At 71.3% G+C, this 15731-nt stretch carries 17 protein-coding genes; 9 read left to right on the top strand and 8 right to left on the bottom strand.

The window, feature by feature from the left end; genetic code table 11:
- Positions 1-32: 32 nt before the first annotated feature.
- From OUQ99_RS25605 to OUQ99_RS25565, 9 genes are all read left to right on the top strand, one after another.
- Complete coding sequence (locus OUQ99_RS25605; RefSeq protein WP_267950496.1) at positions 33-575, top strand: F0F1 ATP synthase subunit B; 543 nt, start codon at positions 33-35, stop codon at positions 573-575.
- Entirely contained in the window at positions 575-1399 is an 825-nt protein-coding gene (locus OUQ99_RS25600) for a F0F1 ATP synthase subunit delta (protein WP_267946339.1), read from the top strand. The genes OUQ99_RS25605 and OUQ99_RS25600 overlap by 1 nt, the downstream gene beginning before the upstream one ends.
- Before the next feature lie 65 nt (positions 1400-1464).
- On the top strand, positions 1465-3105 hold the full coding sequence (gene atpA / locus OUQ99_RS25595; protein ID WP_267946338.1) for a F0F1 ATP synthase subunit alpha: 1641 nt from the start codon (positions 1465-1467) through the stop codon (positions 3103-3105).
- 3 nt (positions 3106-3108) lie between these two features.
- Positions 3109-4029, top strand: coding sequence for a F0F1 ATP synthase subunit gamma (locus OUQ99_RS25590; protein ID WP_267946337.1), 921 nt, complete (start codon positions 3109-3111; stop codon positions 4027-4029).
- A 5-nt stretch (positions 4030-4034) separates the two neighbouring features.
- Positions 4035-5477, top strand: coding sequence for a F0F1 ATP synthase subunit beta (gene atpD, locus OUQ99_RS25585; RefSeq protein ID WP_267946336.1), 1443 nt, complete (start codon positions 4035-4037; stop codon positions 5475-5477).
- A gap of 134 nt (positions 5478-5611) precedes the next feature.
- Positions 5612-6001: a F0F1 ATP synthase subunit epsilon gene (locus tag OUQ99_RS25580; RefSeq protein ID WP_267946335.1), complete on the top strand. Its 390-nt coding sequence runs from the start codon at positions 5612-5614 to the stop codon at positions 5999-6001.
- Positions 6002-6030: 29 nt separating this feature from the next.
- A complete protein-coding gene (locus tag OUQ99_RS25575; protein WP_267946334.1) occupies positions 6031-6531 on the top strand; it encodes a DUF2550 domain-containing protein in 501 nt (166 codons plus the stop codon).
- A 47-nt stretch (positions 6532-6578) separates the two neighbouring features.
- Positions 6579-6875 (top strand): MTH1187 family thiamine-binding protein, encoded by a 297-nt coding sequence (locus OUQ99_RS25570; RefSeq protein WP_267946333.1) that lies wholly within the window; start codon positions 6579-6581, stop codon positions 6873-6875.
- Between the two features lie 51 nt (positions 6876-6926).
- Positions 6927-7442: a hypothetical protein gene (locus tag OUQ99_RS25565; RefSeq protein ID WP_267946332.1), complete on the top strand. Its 516-nt coding sequence runs from the start codon at positions 6927-6929 to the stop codon at positions 7440-7442.
- A 100-nt stretch (positions 7443-7542) separates the two neighbouring features.
- Here OUQ99_RS25565 and OUQ99_RS25560 read toward each other — a convergent pair whose 3' ends face one another.
- The 8 genes from OUQ99_RS25560 to nucS all read right to left on the bottom strand — a co-directional run bounded on the left by OUQ99_RS25560 (position 7543) and on the right by nucS (position 15698).
- On the bottom strand, positions 7543-8139 hold the full coding sequence (locus OUQ99_RS25560) for a cob(I)yrinic acid a,c-diamide adenosyltransferase (RefSeq protein ID WP_267946331.1): 597 nt from the start codon (positions 8137-8139) through the stop codon (positions 7543-7545).
- A 480-nt stretch (positions 8140-8619) separates the two neighbouring features.
- Positions 8620-10047 carry a M28 family peptidase gene (locus tag OUQ99_RS25555; RefSeq protein WP_267950495.1) on the bottom strand — a complete coding sequence of 476 codons (1428 nt, stop codon included), beginning with the start codon at positions 10045-10047 and terminating at the stop codon, positions 8620-8622.
- 338 nt (positions 10048-10385) lie between these two features.
- On the bottom strand, positions 10386-11075 hold the full coding sequence (locus OUQ99_RS25550) for a DUF1707 SHOCT-like domain-containing protein (protein WP_267946330.1): 690 nt from the start codon (positions 11073-11075) through the stop codon (positions 10386-10388).
- 84 nt (positions 11076-11159) lie between these two features.
- A complete protein-coding gene (locus OUQ99_RS25545) occupies positions 11160-11795 on the bottom strand; it encodes a response regulator transcription factor (protein WP_267946329.1) in 636 nt (211 codons plus the stop codon).
- Entirely contained in the window at positions 11792-13120 is a 1329-nt protein-coding gene (locus OUQ99_RS25540) for a sensor histidine kinase (RefSeq protein WP_267946328.1), read from the bottom strand. The genes OUQ99_RS25545 and OUQ99_RS25540 overlap by 4 nt, the downstream gene beginning before the upstream one ends.
- Positions 13117-13974 (bottom strand): ABC transporter permease, encoded by an 858-nt coding sequence (locus OUQ99_RS25535; protein WP_267946327.1) that lies wholly within the window; start codon positions 13972-13974, stop codon positions 13117-13119. The genes OUQ99_RS25540 and OUQ99_RS25535 overlap by 4 nt, the downstream gene beginning before the upstream one ends.
- A complete protein-coding gene (locus tag OUQ99_RS25530) occupies positions 13971-14846 on the bottom strand; it encodes an ABC transporter ATP-binding protein (protein WP_267946326.1) in 876 nt (291 codons plus the stop codon). The genes OUQ99_RS25535 and OUQ99_RS25530 overlap by 4 nt, the downstream gene beginning before the upstream one ends.
- 174 nt (positions 14847-15020) lie before the next feature.
- Positions 15021-15698 carry an endonuclease NucS gene (nucS, locus tag OUQ99_RS25525; RefSeq protein WP_267946325.1) on the bottom strand — a complete coding sequence of 226 codons (678 nt, stop codon included), beginning with the start codon at positions 15696-15698 and terminating at the stop codon, positions 15021-15023.
- Between the last annotated feature and the right edge of the window lie 33 nt (positions 15699-15731).

Here is a 15731-nt window from a genome sequence, read left to right as displayed (position 1 = left end):
ATGGCAACTGACGCGAAGGAGGGCTGACCATGTTGGTGGAGTTGGCAGCCGATTACAACATTCTGCGGATCGACTGGGTGAAGTTCACCTTCGGTGCGATCGCGCTCGCCGTGGTCTACTTCTTTGTGGCCCGCAAGGCGGTTCCCAAGGTGATGGCGGTCCTCGACGAGCGTCATGACGCCATCGAGGGCGGCATCGAGCGGGCCAAGCGCGCCGAGGCCGAGGCCGAGGAGATCCGCCAGCAGTACCGCGAGAAGCTCGAGGAGGCGCACCGCGAGTCCGCCCAGGAGCTCGAGAGGGCCAAGGAGCAGCGGGCGGCGATCATCGCCGAGGCGCGCGAGGAGGCCCAGGCCGAGGCGCGCCGCATCGTCGAGGCGGCCCACGCCCAGATCGAGGCCGACCGCCAGCAGGCCATGGTGCAGCTGCGCGGCGAGATCGGCGGCCTGTCCGCCGACCTGGCCGGTCGCATCGTGGGTGAGACCCTCAGCGACAGCGCCGTCCAGAACCGCGTCATCGACCGGTTCCTGGACGAGCTGGAGCAGAGCCAGAGCACGCAGCAAGCAGAGGTGCGCTGATGCGTGGTATCAGCCGCACGTCGCTGGTCGAGGTGACCCGGCGCCTGGACGAGAACGTCCTGGCGTCGGTCGGCACCGCGCAGAGTGGTGTCTCCCTGGGCAGCGAGCTCTTCGAGGTCGTCGCCCTTCTCGGGAGCCAGCACTCGCTCCGCCGGTGGCTCGCCGACCAGGCGAACCCGGCAGAGCGCAAGACCGAGCTGATCGGCGAGCTGCTGGAGACCAAGGTCTCCCCGTCCACGGTCATCGTGGCCGGCGACGTGGTCTCGGCGAAGTGGTCCGGTCCGCGCGACCTCGTGGACGCGATGGAGCGGATGGCGGTCTACGCGACCGTCGCCGCGCTCCAGAACGCCTCGGCGCTCGACGAGCTGGAGGACGAGCTGTTCCGCTTCCAGCGGATCGTCGCCGCCCAGCCCGAGCTGCGCGACGCCCTCACCCGTGAGGGGGTCGCCCCCGAGCAGCGCCTCTCCCTCCTGGAGAGCCTGCTCTCGGGCAAGGTGAACGCCGCGACGCTGACGCTGGTCGGCGAGGCGGTGACCCGACCCCGGCGACGTACGCTGGAGCAGGCGCTGGACCACTTCGGGGGACTCGTCTCGGAGCGCGCCAAGCGCTACGTGGCCGTCGTCCGCAGCGCCGTCGCCCTGAGCGAGAGCCAGCAGTCCCGGCTCGGGGCCGCGCTCTCGCGCGCCTACGGCCGCGACATCCACCTCAACACCGAGGTCGCCCCCGAGATCGTGGGGGGCCTGTCCATCCAGGTGGGTGACGAGGTCATCGACGGGACCATCGCCGGGCGTATCGCCGAGGTCCAGCGCCGCCTGGCCGGCTGACAGTACGCAAGGCAAGCACGCACGGCGCCAGCCCGGCGCCATTTGAGAGCAAGGACAACGTAGAGATGGCGGAGCTGACGATCCGGCCGGACGAGATCCGGGACGCGCTACAGCGCTTCGTCCAGTCGTACGAGCCTGAAGCCACCCGCGCGGAAGAGGTCGGTACCGTCACCTACTCCGGTGACGGCATCGCCCGCGTCGGTGGCCTTCCCTCGGCGATGGCGAACGAGCTGCTGAAGTTCGAGGACGGCACCCTCGGTCTGGCCCAGAACCTTGAGGTCGGCGAGATCGGTGTCGTCGTGCTGGGCGACTTCACCAGCATCGAGGAGGGGCAGAAGGTGCGTCGCACCGGCCAGCTCCTCTCGGTGCCGGTGGGTGACAACTTCCTCGGCCGCGTGGTGGACCCCCTGGGCGCCCCCATCGACGGCAAGGGCGAGATCGAGTCGACCGAGCGGCGTGAGCTGGAGCTCCAGGCCGCCTCGGTGATGGAGCGCAAGCCGGTCCACGAGCCGCTCCAGACCGGTATCAAGGCGATCGACTCGATGACCCCGATCGGCCGCGGCCAGCGCCAGCTGGTCATCGGCGACCGTCAGACCGGCAAGACCGCGGTCTGCATCGACGCGATCATCAACCAGAAGGCCAACTGGGAGTCGGGCGACCCCGACAAGCAGGTGCACTGCATCTACGTCGCGATCGGTCAGAAGGGCTCGACCATCGCGGGTGTGCGCGGCGCCCTCGAAGAGGCCGGCGCGATGGAGTACACCACGATCGTCGCCTCCCCGGCGTCGGACGCGGCCGGCTTCAAGTACCTGGCCCCCTACACCGGTTCGGCCCTGGGCCAGCACTGGATGTACGAGGGCAAGCACGTCCTCATCGTCTTCGACGACCTCACCAAGCAGGCCGAGGCCTACCGTGCGGTGTCGCTGCTGCTGCGCCGCCCGCCGGGCCGTGAGGCCTACCCCGGTGACGTCTTCTACCTGCACTCCCGTCTCCTGGAGCGCTGCGCGAAGCTCTCCGACGAGATGGGCCGCGGATCGATGACGGCGCTGCCGATCATCGAGACCAAGGCGGGCGACGTCTCGGCGTACATCCCCACCAACGTCATCTCCATCACCGACGGCCAGGTCTTCCTGGAGTCCGACCTGTTCAACCAGGGACAGCGTCCGGCCATCAACGTCGGCGTGTCGGTCTCCCGTGTCGGTGGCGCGGCGCAGACCAAGGCGATGAAGAAGGTCTCCGGTACCCTCCGCCTGGGCCTGGCCCAGTACCGCGAGCTCGAGGCCTTCTCCGCCTTCGGCTCGGACCTGGACTCCGTCTCCAAGCAGCAGCTGGAGCGCGGCGCCCGTCTGATGGAGCTCCTCAAGCAGGGCCAGTACTCGCCCTACTCCATGGAGCAGCAGGTCGTGTCGATCTGGGCCGGTACCACCGGCCGCGTCGACGACGTCCCGGTCGAGGACGTCCGCCGCTTCGAGGACGACTTCCTGGAGCACCTCGGCCGCGAGCACGCCGGCATCCTGGAGACGATCCGGGACACCGGCAAGTTCGAGTCCGAGACCGAGAAGTCGCTCGACCTGGCCCTGGAGAAGTTCAAGCAGGGCTTCCAGACCTCCGCGGGCTCCCTCCTGGGCACCGAGGCCGAGGCCGAGGCGCTCTCCGAGGAGAAGGTCGGCCAGGAGACCATCAAGGTCGCCAAGGGCGGGAAGTAACCCATGGGTGCACAGCTTCGCGTCTATCGCCGGAGGATCCGCTCGACGAAGTCGATGGCGAAGATCACCCGCGCGATGGAGCTCATCGCCACGACGCGCATCACCAAGGCGCAGCGTGCGGCTGAGGCTGCTGGGCCCTACGCGCGGGAGATCACCCGGGCGGTCTCGGCCCTGGCCAGCCGGGTGTCGGACCACCCGCTGCTGACCGAGTCCGAGAACCCGACCCGCGCTGCCGTCCTGGTCATCACCAGTGACAAGGGCCTGGCCGGCGCCTTCTCCGCCAACGTGCTGAAGGAGGCGGAATCCCTCACCCAGCTCCTCCGGGAGCAGGGCAAGGAGGTTCTCACCTACATGGTGGGCCGCAAGGGCGTGGCCTTCTACAAGTTCCGCGATCGTCCGATCGAGGCGCAGTGGGAGGGCTTCACCGAGCGTCCGACCTACGCGCACGCCCAGGAGATCGGCTCCGCCCTCATTGAGAAGTTCCTGGCGGACACGTCCGACGGCGGCGTCGACGAGATCCACGTGGTCTCCACGGAGTTCGTCTCGATGCTGACCCAGCGGGCCGGCACCGTCCGCGCGCTGCCGCTGGAGGTCGAGGAGAGCGACGAGAGCGAACTCGAGGCCGCCCACGGAAGTGAGCCGCTGCCGCTGTACGAGTTCGAGCCGTCCGCGGAGGAGGCGCTGGACGCCCTGCTCCCGCAGTACGTGACCAACAGGATCTACTTCGCGCTCCTCGACGCCTCCGCCTCCCAGCAGGCGTCCCGCCGTGCGGCCATGAAGGCCGCCACGGACAACGCCGAGGACCTCGTCAAGAACCTGGGACGCCTGGCCAACCAGGCGCGCCAGGCCGAGATCACCAACGAACTCAGTGAGATTGTCGGCGGTGCCGACGCCCTCTCCGCTGCCAGCGCAGGAAGTGAGTAGCAAAAGTGACTGCGACAGTTGAAGAGACGGCTGGGGCTGGCACCGCCACCGGCCGTATCGCCCGGGTGACCGGGCCGGTCGTCGACGTGGAGTTCCCCGTCGGCTCCCTGCCCGCCATCTACAACGCCCTGCACACCGACGTGACCGTCGGCGGCAAGGCCAAGACCATCACCATGGAGGTCGCCCAGCACCTGGGTGACAACCTGGTGCGGACCATCTCCCTGGCCCCGCAGGACGGCCTCGTCCGCGGCGCCGAGGTGCGCGACACCGGCGCGCCCATCAGCGTGCCCGTCGGCGACCTCGTCAAGGGCCACGTGTTCAACACCCTGGGCGAGCCCCTGGACGTGTCGGCGGAGGAGCTCGGCGTCACCGAGCGCTGGCCGATCCACCGCAAGGCCCCGTCCTTCGACCAGCTCGAGTCCAAGACCGAGATGATGGTCACGGGCATCAAGGTGATCGACCTCCTCACCCCGTACGTGCGCGGTGGCAAGATCGGTCTGTTCGGTGGCGCCGGTGTCGGCAAGACCGTGCTGATCCAGGAGATGATCACCCGTATCGCCCGCAACTTCGGCGGTGTGTCCGTGTTCGCCGGCGTCGGCGAGCGCACCCGTGAGGGTACGGACCTGTTCCTGGAGATGGACGAGATGGAGGTCCTCCAGGACACCGCTCTCGTCTTCGGCCAGATGGACGAGCCCCCGGGCACCCGTCTGCGGGTCGCCCTGTCCGCTCTGACGATGGCGGAGTACTTCCGCGACGTCCAGAACCAGGACGTGCTCCTCTTCATCGACAACATCTTCCGTTTCACCCAGGCGGGCTCCGAGGTCTCCACGCTGCTGGGCCGCATGCCCTCGGCCGTGGGCTACCAGCCCAACCTGGCGGACGAGATGGGTCAGCTCCAGGAGCGGATCACCTCGACCCGCGGTCACTCGATCACCTCGATGCAGGCGATCTACGTGCCCGCGGACGACTACACCGACCCGGCGCCGGCGACCACCTTCGCCCACCTGGACGCGACGACCGAGCTCTCCCGCCCGATCTCGCAGAAGGGCATCTACCCGGCGGTGGACCCGCTGACGTCCACCTCCCGCATCCTCGACCCGCAGTACGTGGGCGAGGAGCACTACCAGGTGGCGCAGCGCGTCAAGGAGATCCTCCAGCGGAGCAACGACCTCCAGGACCAGATCGCCATCCTCGGTATGGACGAGCTGTCCGAAGAGGACAAGATCGTCGTGAACCGCGCCCGCCGCATCGAGCGCTTCCTGTCGCAGAACATGTTCGTGGCCGAGAAGTTCACCGGTACCCCGGGCGTGTTCGTCCCCCTGGAGGAGACCATCGCCTCCTTCAAGGGCCTGTGCGACGGTGAGTACGACCACCTGCCCGAGCAGGCCTTCCTCGACGTCGGCAACATCGACATGGCGGTCGAGAAGGCCAAGCAGCTTCAGGGCTAGAACCGCGCGAAGCGTCCGTTCAGGGTGGTGGCGGGCGACGGGCGGGACAGTTTCTCCGGCCGGGCCGGTCCCGAACGACAACACGTCGGGGCCGGCCCGGCCGAACCCACCCGCTAGCCGAGGAGTTTGTGGCAGTGTCGAAGAAGCTTTTCGTCGAGATCGTCTCGCCCGAACGTGAGATTTGGGCCGGCGAGGGCGACATGGTCATCGCGAAGACCGTCGAGGGCGAGATCGGCGTCCAGCCCGGGCACATCCCGGTGCTCTCGCTGCTGGCCCACGACGCCGTCGTTCGCGTACTGGGTGCGCGGGAGACCGGAGAGGTCCGGGCCGCCGCGCACAGCGGGTTCGTCTCGGTCTCGGGTGAGGGTCGTGTCTCCATCCTCGCCGAGACCGCCGAGCTCGCCGAGGACATCGATGTGGACCGTGCGCGCACGGCGCTGAAGAACGCGACCGAGGCCGGCGACACCGTCGCCCTGGGCCGCGCTCGGAGCCGCCTGCGCGCTGCTGGCGAGGACGTCGCCTAGCGAACCGGGACGGCGGAACGGCAGTGGGCATGGAACGACCGCTTCCCGCTCAGGCGGGACCGGGCTCCTGGCTGGGGTCCGCGCAGTGGGTGTTCTTCGCCCTGCTCTTCGTCTTCCTCGCGGTGGTGCTCGCCGTCACCGTGCGCCGCTGGGTACTCGTCCAGCGGGGCGGCGCGGTCGAGTGCTACCTGCGCACACCGGGCGGGCGGGGCCGCCGGGGCTCCTGGCGTATCGGCTTCGGCCGGTACGGAACGGAGAACCTCGGCTGGTTCCCCATCTTCTCCCTCAGGCCGCGGCCGACAGTGTTCCTGTCGCGCCGCGGCCTCGTCGTCGTGGGGAGGCGGGTCCCGAGCGGCGAGGACACCGAGCACCTGCCCGTGGACGTGACCGTCGTCCGGATCGGCTGGGCCGCCGAGGACGGCAGCGAGCCCCGGGAGGCGGTGTACGAGATCGCCATGAGCGAGAGCGCCCTGACGGGGTTCCTGTCCTGGCTGGAGTCGATGCCCCCGGGGACACAGTGGGAGGCGTGACCCCGAGAGGGTTCACATCCGACCCGTGCTGTGCCTAGCATGGCCGCATGATCGTCGCATTCTCTGTCTCTCCGCTCGGGGCCGGCGAGTCCGTCGCCCCCGCCGTCGCGCGGGCCGTGAAGGTCGTACGCGAGAGCGGGCTGCCCAACGAGACCACAGCCATGTTCACCAGCGTCGAGGGCGAGTGGGACGAGGTGATGGACGTCGTCAAGCGGGCCGTCGCCGCCGCGGGCGAGGGTTCCTCGCGGGTGTCCCTCACCCTCAAGGCCGACATCCGCGAGGGCGTCTCGGACGGCCTGCACAGCAAGGTCGAGGCCGTCGAACGGGAACTCGGCGACTCCTGAGGCCCCCGGGTCCTTCCGCGGAACCGGTCGGACACGGCAGTATGCGGTTCCATGGCCACTTCCCGATTCCGCGTCCTGTTCGCGCCGCTACTCCTGGCGCCCCTGCTCGCCGGCTGCTACCCGTCCGGCGGCCACGTCGGTGCTGTGGCCACGGGCCACTTCACCGCCCAGCACCGGTTCCCGGTCGTGATCGTCACCTGGTGCGGTGACGACCCGCCCCGCCAGATCGACCTGGCGGGGGAGTCCCGGAGCCTGCACCTCGTCGCCACCCGCGAGTTCGGGGGGAGCGAGCTGGAGGTCGACCTGGCCGCGCCGGGGGAGGACTGGGAGATCCTCGACGAGGACGGCAGGGCCGTCTACAGGATGGGCCCGGAATCCCCGGACGAGGAGTACACCCTCGGCGTGGGGTCGGCCGAGGCGGAGCCCGGGGAGCCCGCCGAGCACGACATCGGGACGCTCACCTTCACCACCGGGGCGCTGGCCGCCGAGCAGGGGGTGTACACGGAGGCCGACGGCGCCTCCGCCGCCGGGGCGGTCCCGCAGGAGGAGTTCCCGCCCGAGTGCTGAGACGGCCGGGACACGGGCCGGTGCGTGGTCCGCGGGTGCTGTCGGCGGGTTCGGCGCCTGCGCCGGTCGCCGCGGGCCCGGAACGCTCCGCGGAGCAGTCCTAGCGTTCGCCCCCGGGCTTCCAGAGCACCTCGTCGCCCTCGTCCGCCACGTACCGGCCGAGGATGAACAGCAGGTCGGAGAGCCGGTTGAGGTACTGCGCGGTGAGCGGGTTGACCGTGTCGCCGTGCTCCTCGACGGCGGCCCACACGCTGCGCTCCGCACGGCGCACCACGATCCGCGCCGTGTGCATCAGCGCCACGGTGGGGGAGCCTCCGGGGAGGATGAAGCTGCGCAGGGTGGGGAGACCGGCGTTGTAGTGGTCGCAGGCCTCCTCCAACCGGGTGACGTACTCGGGGAGGACCCGCAGCGGCGGGTACTCCGGGTCCGGCACGATCGGCGTGGAGAGGTCGGCGCCCAGGTCGAACAGTTCGTTCTGCACCCGGCCGAGCAGGGCGCGCACGTCCCCGGGGACGTCCCCCAGGGCCAGCGCGACGCCGATGGCCGCGTTGGCCTCCTCCGTGTCGGCGTAGCCGACGAGGCGTGTGTCGTTCTTGCCGGTCCTGCTCATGTCGCCGAGGGCCGTCGTACCGGCGTCGCCGGTACGCGTGTAGATCTTCGACAGAACGACCGGCTTGTCCTTGTCCCGTGTGGTCATGCCCCCACCCTAGTGCGGCGGTCCCGCGCCGCTCCGGCGCCGACGTCCCCCGGTCGCGGCCCGTCCGGGCGGCGGAACCGTCGGCGGGCACGGGTGCGCCGGGTCGGGCCCGCTCGCACCGGCGCCGCCTCCGCGGGCCCGCCGGGGAGGGCCGACCGGAAGCGCCGCCCCGGGCTGCGGGCGGGACGCCCACACTCCGTTCGTCACGGAGGATAACTGTTCAGTATCAAGGGGTGAAGGTGATGCACCTCACTGATACATTGAGACACGAGGGAGCTACTCAACGTAGTTTCCGGTGGTGTTCTACGCGTCAAGTCCCGGGTGGGAAGAGGGGGCCACCCGGGGCCGCCGCGCAGGGGGAGGCACCGCGAGGGGCGGGCGGCGTGAAACCGGGGGGTTCACACCGCCCGCCCCCATGTGCGGCGCCCCGGCCGGGGCGCCGGGGTCCGGAGTCCCCGCGGGGACCCCGGACCCGTCCGCCTAGCGGAGCCAGGCGTCTCCCGTGCGCGGCAGCTCGGCCGGTGCGGAGGACCTCAGCACACCGTTGACCGGAAGGGTGCTCTCGGCGAAGAACTCCACGCCGTGGGCGCCGGCGGCCGACAGCTCCGCCACCGAGTCCCAGTCGATGTGCTCCATCGTGTCGTCCGCCGTGTGGTAGTACGGGTCGAAGGCCTCACCGGCGGTGCCGCCGTACCACTCGACCTGCTCCTCGCTCTTGATGCCGTCGGCGCCGCTGAACAGCCCCCCGGACGGGATGCCGGACTCCATGAAGGCCCTGTAGTCGCTGCGCCCGCTCAGCACGCCGGGCTCGCTCACCTGGTCCTGCGAGGCGAAGTAGTCCGCGAAGACCTTGGCGATCGCCCCGGACCCGGAGGGGGCTCCCGAGGAGTCGGGCAGCTCCATGCCGCCGTCGAGGACGAACCGGCCGTAGTTGTGCGAGCCGATCATGTCGAAGTTGAGGTAGAGGGCGATGTCCTCCAGCTGCTGCTCCGTCAGGTCCGCCACGTACTCGGTCGACCCGACCAGGCCCTCCTCCTCGGTGCCCCAGAAGGCGAACCGGACCTTGTTGTTCGGGTCGGCCTGCTCGGCGAGGCGGATAGCGGTCTCCAGCACGAACGCCGTGCCGCTGCCGTTGTCGTTGATGCCGGGGCCGTCCTCGACGCTGTCGAGGTGGGCGCCCACGACCACGACGTTGTCGTCGCGGCCCTCCGCCGTCTCGGCGAGGACGCTGTAGGAGCTCTCGGCGGAGACGGTGGCGTCCACCTTCACCCGGAGTTCGAGCCCGTCGGCGGCGATCAGGTCGGCGCCCGTCAGCCCGGACACTCCCACGGCCGGGATGGCGGAGACGGTCTCTATGGTGCCGAGGAAGACCTCGTCCGCGTTGTTCACCACGACGGCGGCGGAGGCGCCCGCGTCGGCGGAGTTCTGGACCTTCTCGGAGAAGGGGCAGGTGCCCCGCACGGTGATCGCGACCGCGCCCTCGGGGAAGCCCGCGAAGTCGTCGGGGGAGCACCCGCTCGCCGTGCTGTCCGCGTTGACGGCGACGGCCGGGGCGGTGACGTCCCCGGAGCCGGAGTAGCTCATGGGGACGTAGTCGACATCGGCCTCGTAGACGGCCTCGCCGGGCGCGGTCTGCGCCAGGACGGAGGGCGACTGCTCGCGCCAGAGCTCGTAGTCGTACTCGTGCCGGTACGTCTCGTACCCCGCGCGTTCGAGCTGGTCCTCCACGTACAGGGCGGCGACGTCGTATCCGGGGGTGTTCGTCGCCCGGTTGCCGCCGTTGTACTCGGCGATGGTGTCCAGGTTCTCCATGTGCTCCCGGACGGCGCCGGCGGTGACCAGGTCGGCGAGGCGGTCGGGCTCGCTCTCGGCGTGGGCGGGGCCCGACGCCAGGGCCCCGGAGGCCATGAGGACGGCGGCGAGGCCCGCCGCGGCGGTGCGCCCGCCGGGCCGGGGGGAGGAGGGGGATGCCAAGGCGGACGCTCTGCCGAGCGTGGCCCGTCGGTGTGTGGGGCGCAACGGTCTTCCTCCGGAGTGCGGGGGTCCACCGCTCCGCGGCGTGGGGGGTGGACACCTCTGGTGGGCGAAGTTTCGCTGCAGCCTGTCACCGGAACGGTGTTCCCGGCAAGGAGTGACAAGCCTGATTGCCACAATCAGCCACGCAACTTACGCGTTCGGTGCGCACTGTGCCCGTGGCGGAGCCCCGGAGGGACCGATCGTCCAGCGGCCGGCCCCCGGGGCGCGGCTCAGTCCTCGTCGCCCCGGTCGCGCTTGCGCTGGTGCTTGCGCCGCTTGTAGACCACGCCCACGCCGGCCATGACCGCGAGGCCGCGGATGTGCACGATCGGCGCGTCCGGGTCCACCACGCTCGGCGGATCGCCGCCCTCGGTACCGAAGCCCCCCATGATCGGCAGCCCGTGGACGCGGACCTGGATGTCGTCGGGGACCTTGATCTCGATCCCGGCCATCACACAGCCGGTCCAGATCGTGGTCTCGCGGTGGACGAACCGCGCCTCGCGCAGGTCCAGTTCGACGCCGCCCATGAGGGCGAGCGCGAAGAAGTTCTTGGGGACCACCCACGCCCCGGCGCGGTCGGAGCCGCCCATCACGGCCACGGCGGCGGTACTGGTGGGGGTCGCCCGGGGGGTGACCCGGCCGCTGCCGTAGATCGGGCGGGGCGAGCGGAAGTCGCCGGAGACGGGGGTCAGGGAGGAGGGGCCGCCGTCGGTCGCGGGCAGGTCCTCCGTGAGGGGGACGAGCTCGCCGATGGTCTTGGCGCGGTAGACCGCGTCCAGGCGTTCGCTGTGCTCGTCCGGGTCCAGGCGGCCTTCGGCGAGGGCTTCGCGCAGGCGGTGCGCGACGGAGTCGCGGTCGGCGTCGGAAGCGCGCAGCCGACCGTGCTCGGGGGGATTGGCGTCGTTCATCGGGTCCACCATATGACGATTCTTCCCCGGCGGCACGCGCGTGCCATCCGGGAGGATCCCTGAGCCGACCCTGAAGCGCCCCTCCCTCCCCGGGAGTCACCGGTCCGGGAGCAGCCCGCGGCGGATCGCCCGGGAGACGGCCGCCGTGCGGTCGCCCACGCCGAGCTTGTCGTACACCCGCACCAGGTGGGTCTTCACCGTCGTCTGGCTGATGTGCAGGGCGCGGCCGATGGCCGCGTTGGTCCGGCCCTCGGCGGCCAGGCGCAGCACCTCCGTCTCGCGGGGTGACAGGACGGCCGCGGGAGGGGCGGTCCGCTGCCGCATCCCGGACAGGAGCTTGCCCGCGACCCGGCCGGTGAGCACGGTCTCCCCGCGGGCCGCGGCGCGGACCGCGTCGGCCAGGGCCGCGCGCGGGGTGTCCTTGAGCAGGTAGCCGGTGGCGCCCGCCTCGACGGCCCGCAGGATGTCGCCGTCGGTGTCGTAGGTGGTGAGCACCAGGACGTGCGCGCCGGGGTGGTCGGCGGTGATGCGCTCGGTGGCCGAGACCCCGTCGCCGCCGGGCATGCGCAGGTCCATGAGGACGACGTCGGGGGAGAGCGCGGCGACCAGGGCCAGGGCCTCGGGTCCGGAGGCCGCGTCGCCGACCACGCTGAGGTCCGGCTCGGCGCCGAGCATGCCGCGGATCCCCTCGCGGACCACCGGGTGGTCGTCGACCAGCAGGACGCGGATCACGGTATGCGCTCCTCGTGTGTCTCAGGGGAAGTGGGGGCGGTGAGGGTTCGGCCGGGGACGGAGGCCCCCGCCGACGGGAGGGACATGCGGACGGTGGTGCCGGAACCGGGGGCGGCCTCGACGTCCAGGGTCCCGCCCACACTCGCCGCCCGGTGCCCCATGTTGGCGAGACCGCGGCCCGCGGAGACCTCCCCGGGGACGAATCCGCGTCCGTCGTCGGAGACGGTCAGTTCGACGCACGCCTCCGTGTAGCCCAGGACCACCTCGACACGGCGGGCCCCGGAGTGCCTGCGCACGTTGGACAGTGCCTCCTGCGCGGTGCGCAGCAGGCAGATCTGCAGGTCGTTGGTGAGATGCGCCGGGGAGCCCTCCACCCTGGAGTGCGCGGTGGCGGCGAGTTCGTCGCCGAGTCGCGCGGTGATCCTCGCCAGGACCGCCTCCAGGTCCCCGGCGGCGAAGGGCGCCGGCTGGCGCGCCGCCACCATCGCCCGCGCCTCCGCCAGGTTCTCCGCGGCGGTCTCGCGCATCAGCGCCAGGTGGCGGCGCGCGGTCGCGGGATCGGAGTCCAGCTCCGACTCCACCGCCTGGGTGAGGGCGACGATGCTGGTCAGCCCCTGCGCCAGGGTGTCGTGCATCTCGCGGGCGAGGCGTTCGCGCTCTGCCATGGCACCGGACTCCTCCGACAGCCTGACCGCCTCGGAGCGGCTCTCGCGGAGCTCGGCGATCAATTCGGACCGCTCGTAGCTCTGCTCCACGATCAGCTCGAACCACCGCCCGGACCACAGGGCGTATCCGACGATCGCGCCGTGGACCAGCGCGGTGACCAGGACCGTGTTCCACTCCTCCGTGCCGGCCAGCCCCCGTACCGGTCCCGGCAGCAGCAGGACGACCGCCACCGTGGGGACGGCCACCGCGGACCCGCACGTCATGAAGCAGAGCGGGGCGACGGCGATGAGCATGAAGGTCAGGTTCGGGTTGAGGAACACCGCGGGCAGGATGCACAGGAGGAGGAGCGCGCTCAGCACCAGCGAGCGGGGCAGGTCCCAGTCGGAACCGTCCAGGAGGAGCAGCCTCTTGCCGTACGCGTAGTAGACGGCGATGACGCCCGCCGTCAGGGACGCGGGCAGCCAGCGCCCGTCCGGATCGCCGCTCACCAGGGCGAGCAGGACCATACCGAGCATCGTGCCGGTGAAGTACAGGTCCCACCAGCCGCCCAGGTCCCACGCGTGCCGCTCGCCGGCACCGGGGTCCTTCCCGACGGCGGGCCGCCCGTCGCCGTCCGCGCCCCGGTCCCGATCGGCGACAGCCTCGGTCACGTCGCTCACCCGTCCCTCCGCGTCTTCCACCGGAACGTCACCAGTGTCAGGACCAAGCCCACCACACACCACGTGCCCAGGGCCAGGGCCACCTGGGGGAGGTCCCAGGAGCCGCCGGGCTCGAGCGCGGCCATCTCCTCGGGGAAGAACCCGGCCCGTATGCCCTGGGCCATCCACAGGAGGGGGAAGAGGCCCGCCGCGTCCACCACCCAGTCGGGCAGGGCCACGACCGGCACGAAGACGCCCGACGTGAACTGCAGGACGAGGAAGGGCACGACCACCACGGCGGAGGCCGCCTGTGCGGACCGGGCCAGTGAGCTGACCGCGATCCCGAGGAGGGCGCACGAGACGGTGCCGAGGAGGAGGACCCACGCCAGGGTGGCCCACGACCCGGCGTCGGAGGGCAGCCGCGCGCCGAACCCCAGGACGGCGACGCCCAGCAGGAGGACCGTCTGGCCGAACGACAGGAAGGCCACCAGCACGGTCTTGCCGATGAAGTAGGCGCTCGGCGGCATCGGCGTGCCGCGCAGGCGGCGCAGCCCGCCGTTCTCGCGCTCACCGGCGATGCCGGTGCCCAGGAGCTGGAAGCTCACCGACATGAGGCCCATGGCGATCATGCCCGGCAGGTAGTGGTCGACGGCGGGCATGCCCATGTCGAACATGCCGTCGAAGACGGACGCGAACAGGACCAGGATCAGCGCGGGCAGGCTGAACGTGAAGACCAGGCTCTCCCACTCCCGGCTGAACGACCGGATCTCGACCCGTCCCCGGGACAGGCCGATCCGCAGGGCGCCGGGCAGCCGACGGGCGTGCCCCGGTCCGGAGGGGGCGGGCCCGGGGGCCGGCGCGGTGTCGGTGCTCATACGGTGCTCCTCCCGGCGGCCTCCGCGCCGCCGTCCTGTCCGATCAGTTCCAGGTAGGTCTCCTCCAGGGTGGGGCGGTGCACGCTCAGCCCCGGCACCTCGCCGTCGAAGCACGCGGACAGCTCGCCCACGACCCGGGCCGGCTCGTCGGTGACGGTCTCGCGCCGACGCCCCTCGACGGTCCAGTGCACCGTGGCCCGGGCGGAGGCCCGTCCGCCCAGGGTGGCGGGATCGCCCAGGGCCCGGACCCTCCCGCGCGCGATCACGCACACGCGGTCGGCGAGTTCCTCCGCCTCCTCCAGGTAGTGGGTGGTCAGCACGATGCTGGTCCCCCCGTCGGCGAGCTCGCGGACGAGGGACCAGAAGTCCCTCCTGGCCTGCGGGTCGAACCCCGTGGTGGGCTCGTCCAGGAACAGGAGTTCGGGACGGCCCACGATGCCGAGGGCCACGTCCAGCCGGCGGCGCTGTCCGCCGGACAGGGAGGAGGGCAGCGCCTTGGCCTTCTCCGCCAGGCCGACCCGCTCGACCACCTCGTCGGGGTCGTGGCTCTCGGGGTAGTAGCCCGCGAAGTGGCGGACCAGGTCGCGTACCGGGAGCGCGGGGACCTGGGTCTCCTGCTGCCAGACGACGCCGATCCGCGACCGCCACACGCGCCCGGCCGTGCCCGGGTCCTCGCCGAGGACGCGGACGGAGCCCCCGTCCCTGCGCCGGAAGCCCTCCAGGATCTCGACGGTGGTGGACTTCCCCGCGCCGTTGGGGCCGAGGAACGAGAACACCTCGCCGCGGTGCACGGTCAGGTCGACGCCCGCCACGGCTGTGTCGTCCCCGTATCTCTTGGTGAGGCCGCGTACCTCGATCGCTTCTCCGCTCATGGGACCGACTCTTCCGGCACGGGGCCGCCGGGGGTATCGGCCGCCGGGCCGCCGGGGGTCCTCCGATCGGACGACGGCGGCGGGGCGGGCACGGCGGAGGCCCCCGGCGGGTGTCGCCGGGGGCCTCGGAGAGCCGGGTGGGGTCCGGCGCCGCGGGCGGCGGCCGGGAGGGGGTCAGAACAGGCGCAGGACGTCGGGCTCGATACCGCGCAGCGCGTCGTAGTCCAGCACCACGCAGGAGATGCCGCGGTCCTCGGCCAGGACGCGGGCCTGGGGTTTGATCTCCTGAGCCGCGAAGACGCCGCGCACGGGGGCGAGCTGCGGATCCCGGTTGAGCAGTTCCAGGTAGCGCGTGAGCTGCTCGACGCCGTCGATGTCGCCCCGGCGCTTCAGCTCGACGGCCACCGTGGCGTTGCCCGCGTCGCGGCACAGGATGTCGACCGGGCCGATCGCCGTCGGGAACTCGCGGCGGATGAGCGTGTAGCCCTCGCCCAGCGTGGTGATGTGCTCGGCGAGCAGTTCCTGGAGGTGGGCCTCGACGCCGTCCTTCTGGAGGCCGGGGTCCTTGCCGAGCTCGTGGGAGGTGTCGTGCATGACCTCCTCGACGGTCAGCACCAGCTTCTCGCCGGACTTGCCGTGGGTGACGGTCCACAGGTCCGGCCCGTCCTCGACGGTCTCCTCACGGAGCTTGCACGGCGGGTTCATCCAGTTCAGCGGTTTGAACGCCCGGTCGTCGGCGTGGATGGACACGCTCCCGTCGGCCTTGATGAGGATCAGCCGGGGAGCCATGGGCAGGTGTGCGGTGAGCCGGCCGACGTAGTCGACGCTGCACCGAGCGATGACGAGACGCACGAAACGCCACGTTACCGCCTCCGGCGGGCGGGC

The organism is Streptomonospora nanhaiensis (genome assembly GCF_026642255.1).
GTDB classification, from domain to species: Bacteria; Actinomycetota; Actinomycetes; order Streptosporangiales; family Streptosporangiaceae; genus Nocardiopsis; species Nocardiopsis tropica.
The sequence above is the reverse complement of the archived record's forward strand: the minus strand, read 5'-3'. Positions and strand labels throughout refer to the sequence as shown.

Coding starts and splice junctions, on each gene's coding strand:
- OUQ99_RS25600 (WP_267946339.1), top strand. CDS start 575: ATGCGTGGTATCAGCCGCACGTCGCTGGTCGAGGTGACCCGGCGCCTG.
- atpA (WP_267946338.1), top strand. CDS start 1,465: ATGGCGGAGCTGACGATCCGGCCGGACGAGATCCGGGACGCGCTACAG.
- OUQ99_RS25590 (WP_267946337.1), top strand. CDS start 3,109: ATGGGTGCACAGCTTCGCGTCTATCGCCGGAGGATCCGCTCGACGAAG.
- OUQ99_RS25575 (WP_267946334.1), top strand. CDS start 6,031: ATGGAACGACCGCTTCCCGCTCAGGCGGGACCGGGCTCCTGGCTGGGG.
- OUQ99_RS25570 (WP_267946333.1), top strand. CDS start 6,579: ATGATCGTCGCATTCTCTGTCTCTCCGCTCGGGGCCGGCGAGTCCGTC.
- OUQ99_RS25565 (WP_267946332.1), top strand. CDS start 6,927: ATGGCCACTTCCCGATTCCGCGTCCTGTTCGCGCCGCTACTCCTGGCG.
- OUQ99_RS25560 (WP_267946331.1), bottom strand. CDS start 8,139: ATGACCACACGGGACAAGGACAAGCCGGTCGTTCTGTCGAAGATCTAC.
- OUQ99_RS25555 (WP_267950495.1), bottom strand. CDS start 10,047: ATGGCCTCCGGGGCCCTGGCGTCGGGCCCCGCCCACGCCGAGAGCGAG.
- OUQ99_RS25550 (WP_267946330.1), bottom strand. CDS start 11,075: ATGGTGGACCCGATGAACGACGCCAATCCCCCCGAGCACGGTCGGCTG.
- OUQ99_RS25535 (WP_267946327.1), bottom strand. CDS start 13,974: ATGAGCACCGACACCGCGCCGGCCCCCGGGCCCGCCCCCTCCGGACCG.
- OUQ99_RS25530 (WP_267946326.1), bottom strand. CDS start 14,846: ATGAGCGGAGAAGCGATCGAGGTACGCGGCCTCACCAAGAGATACGGG.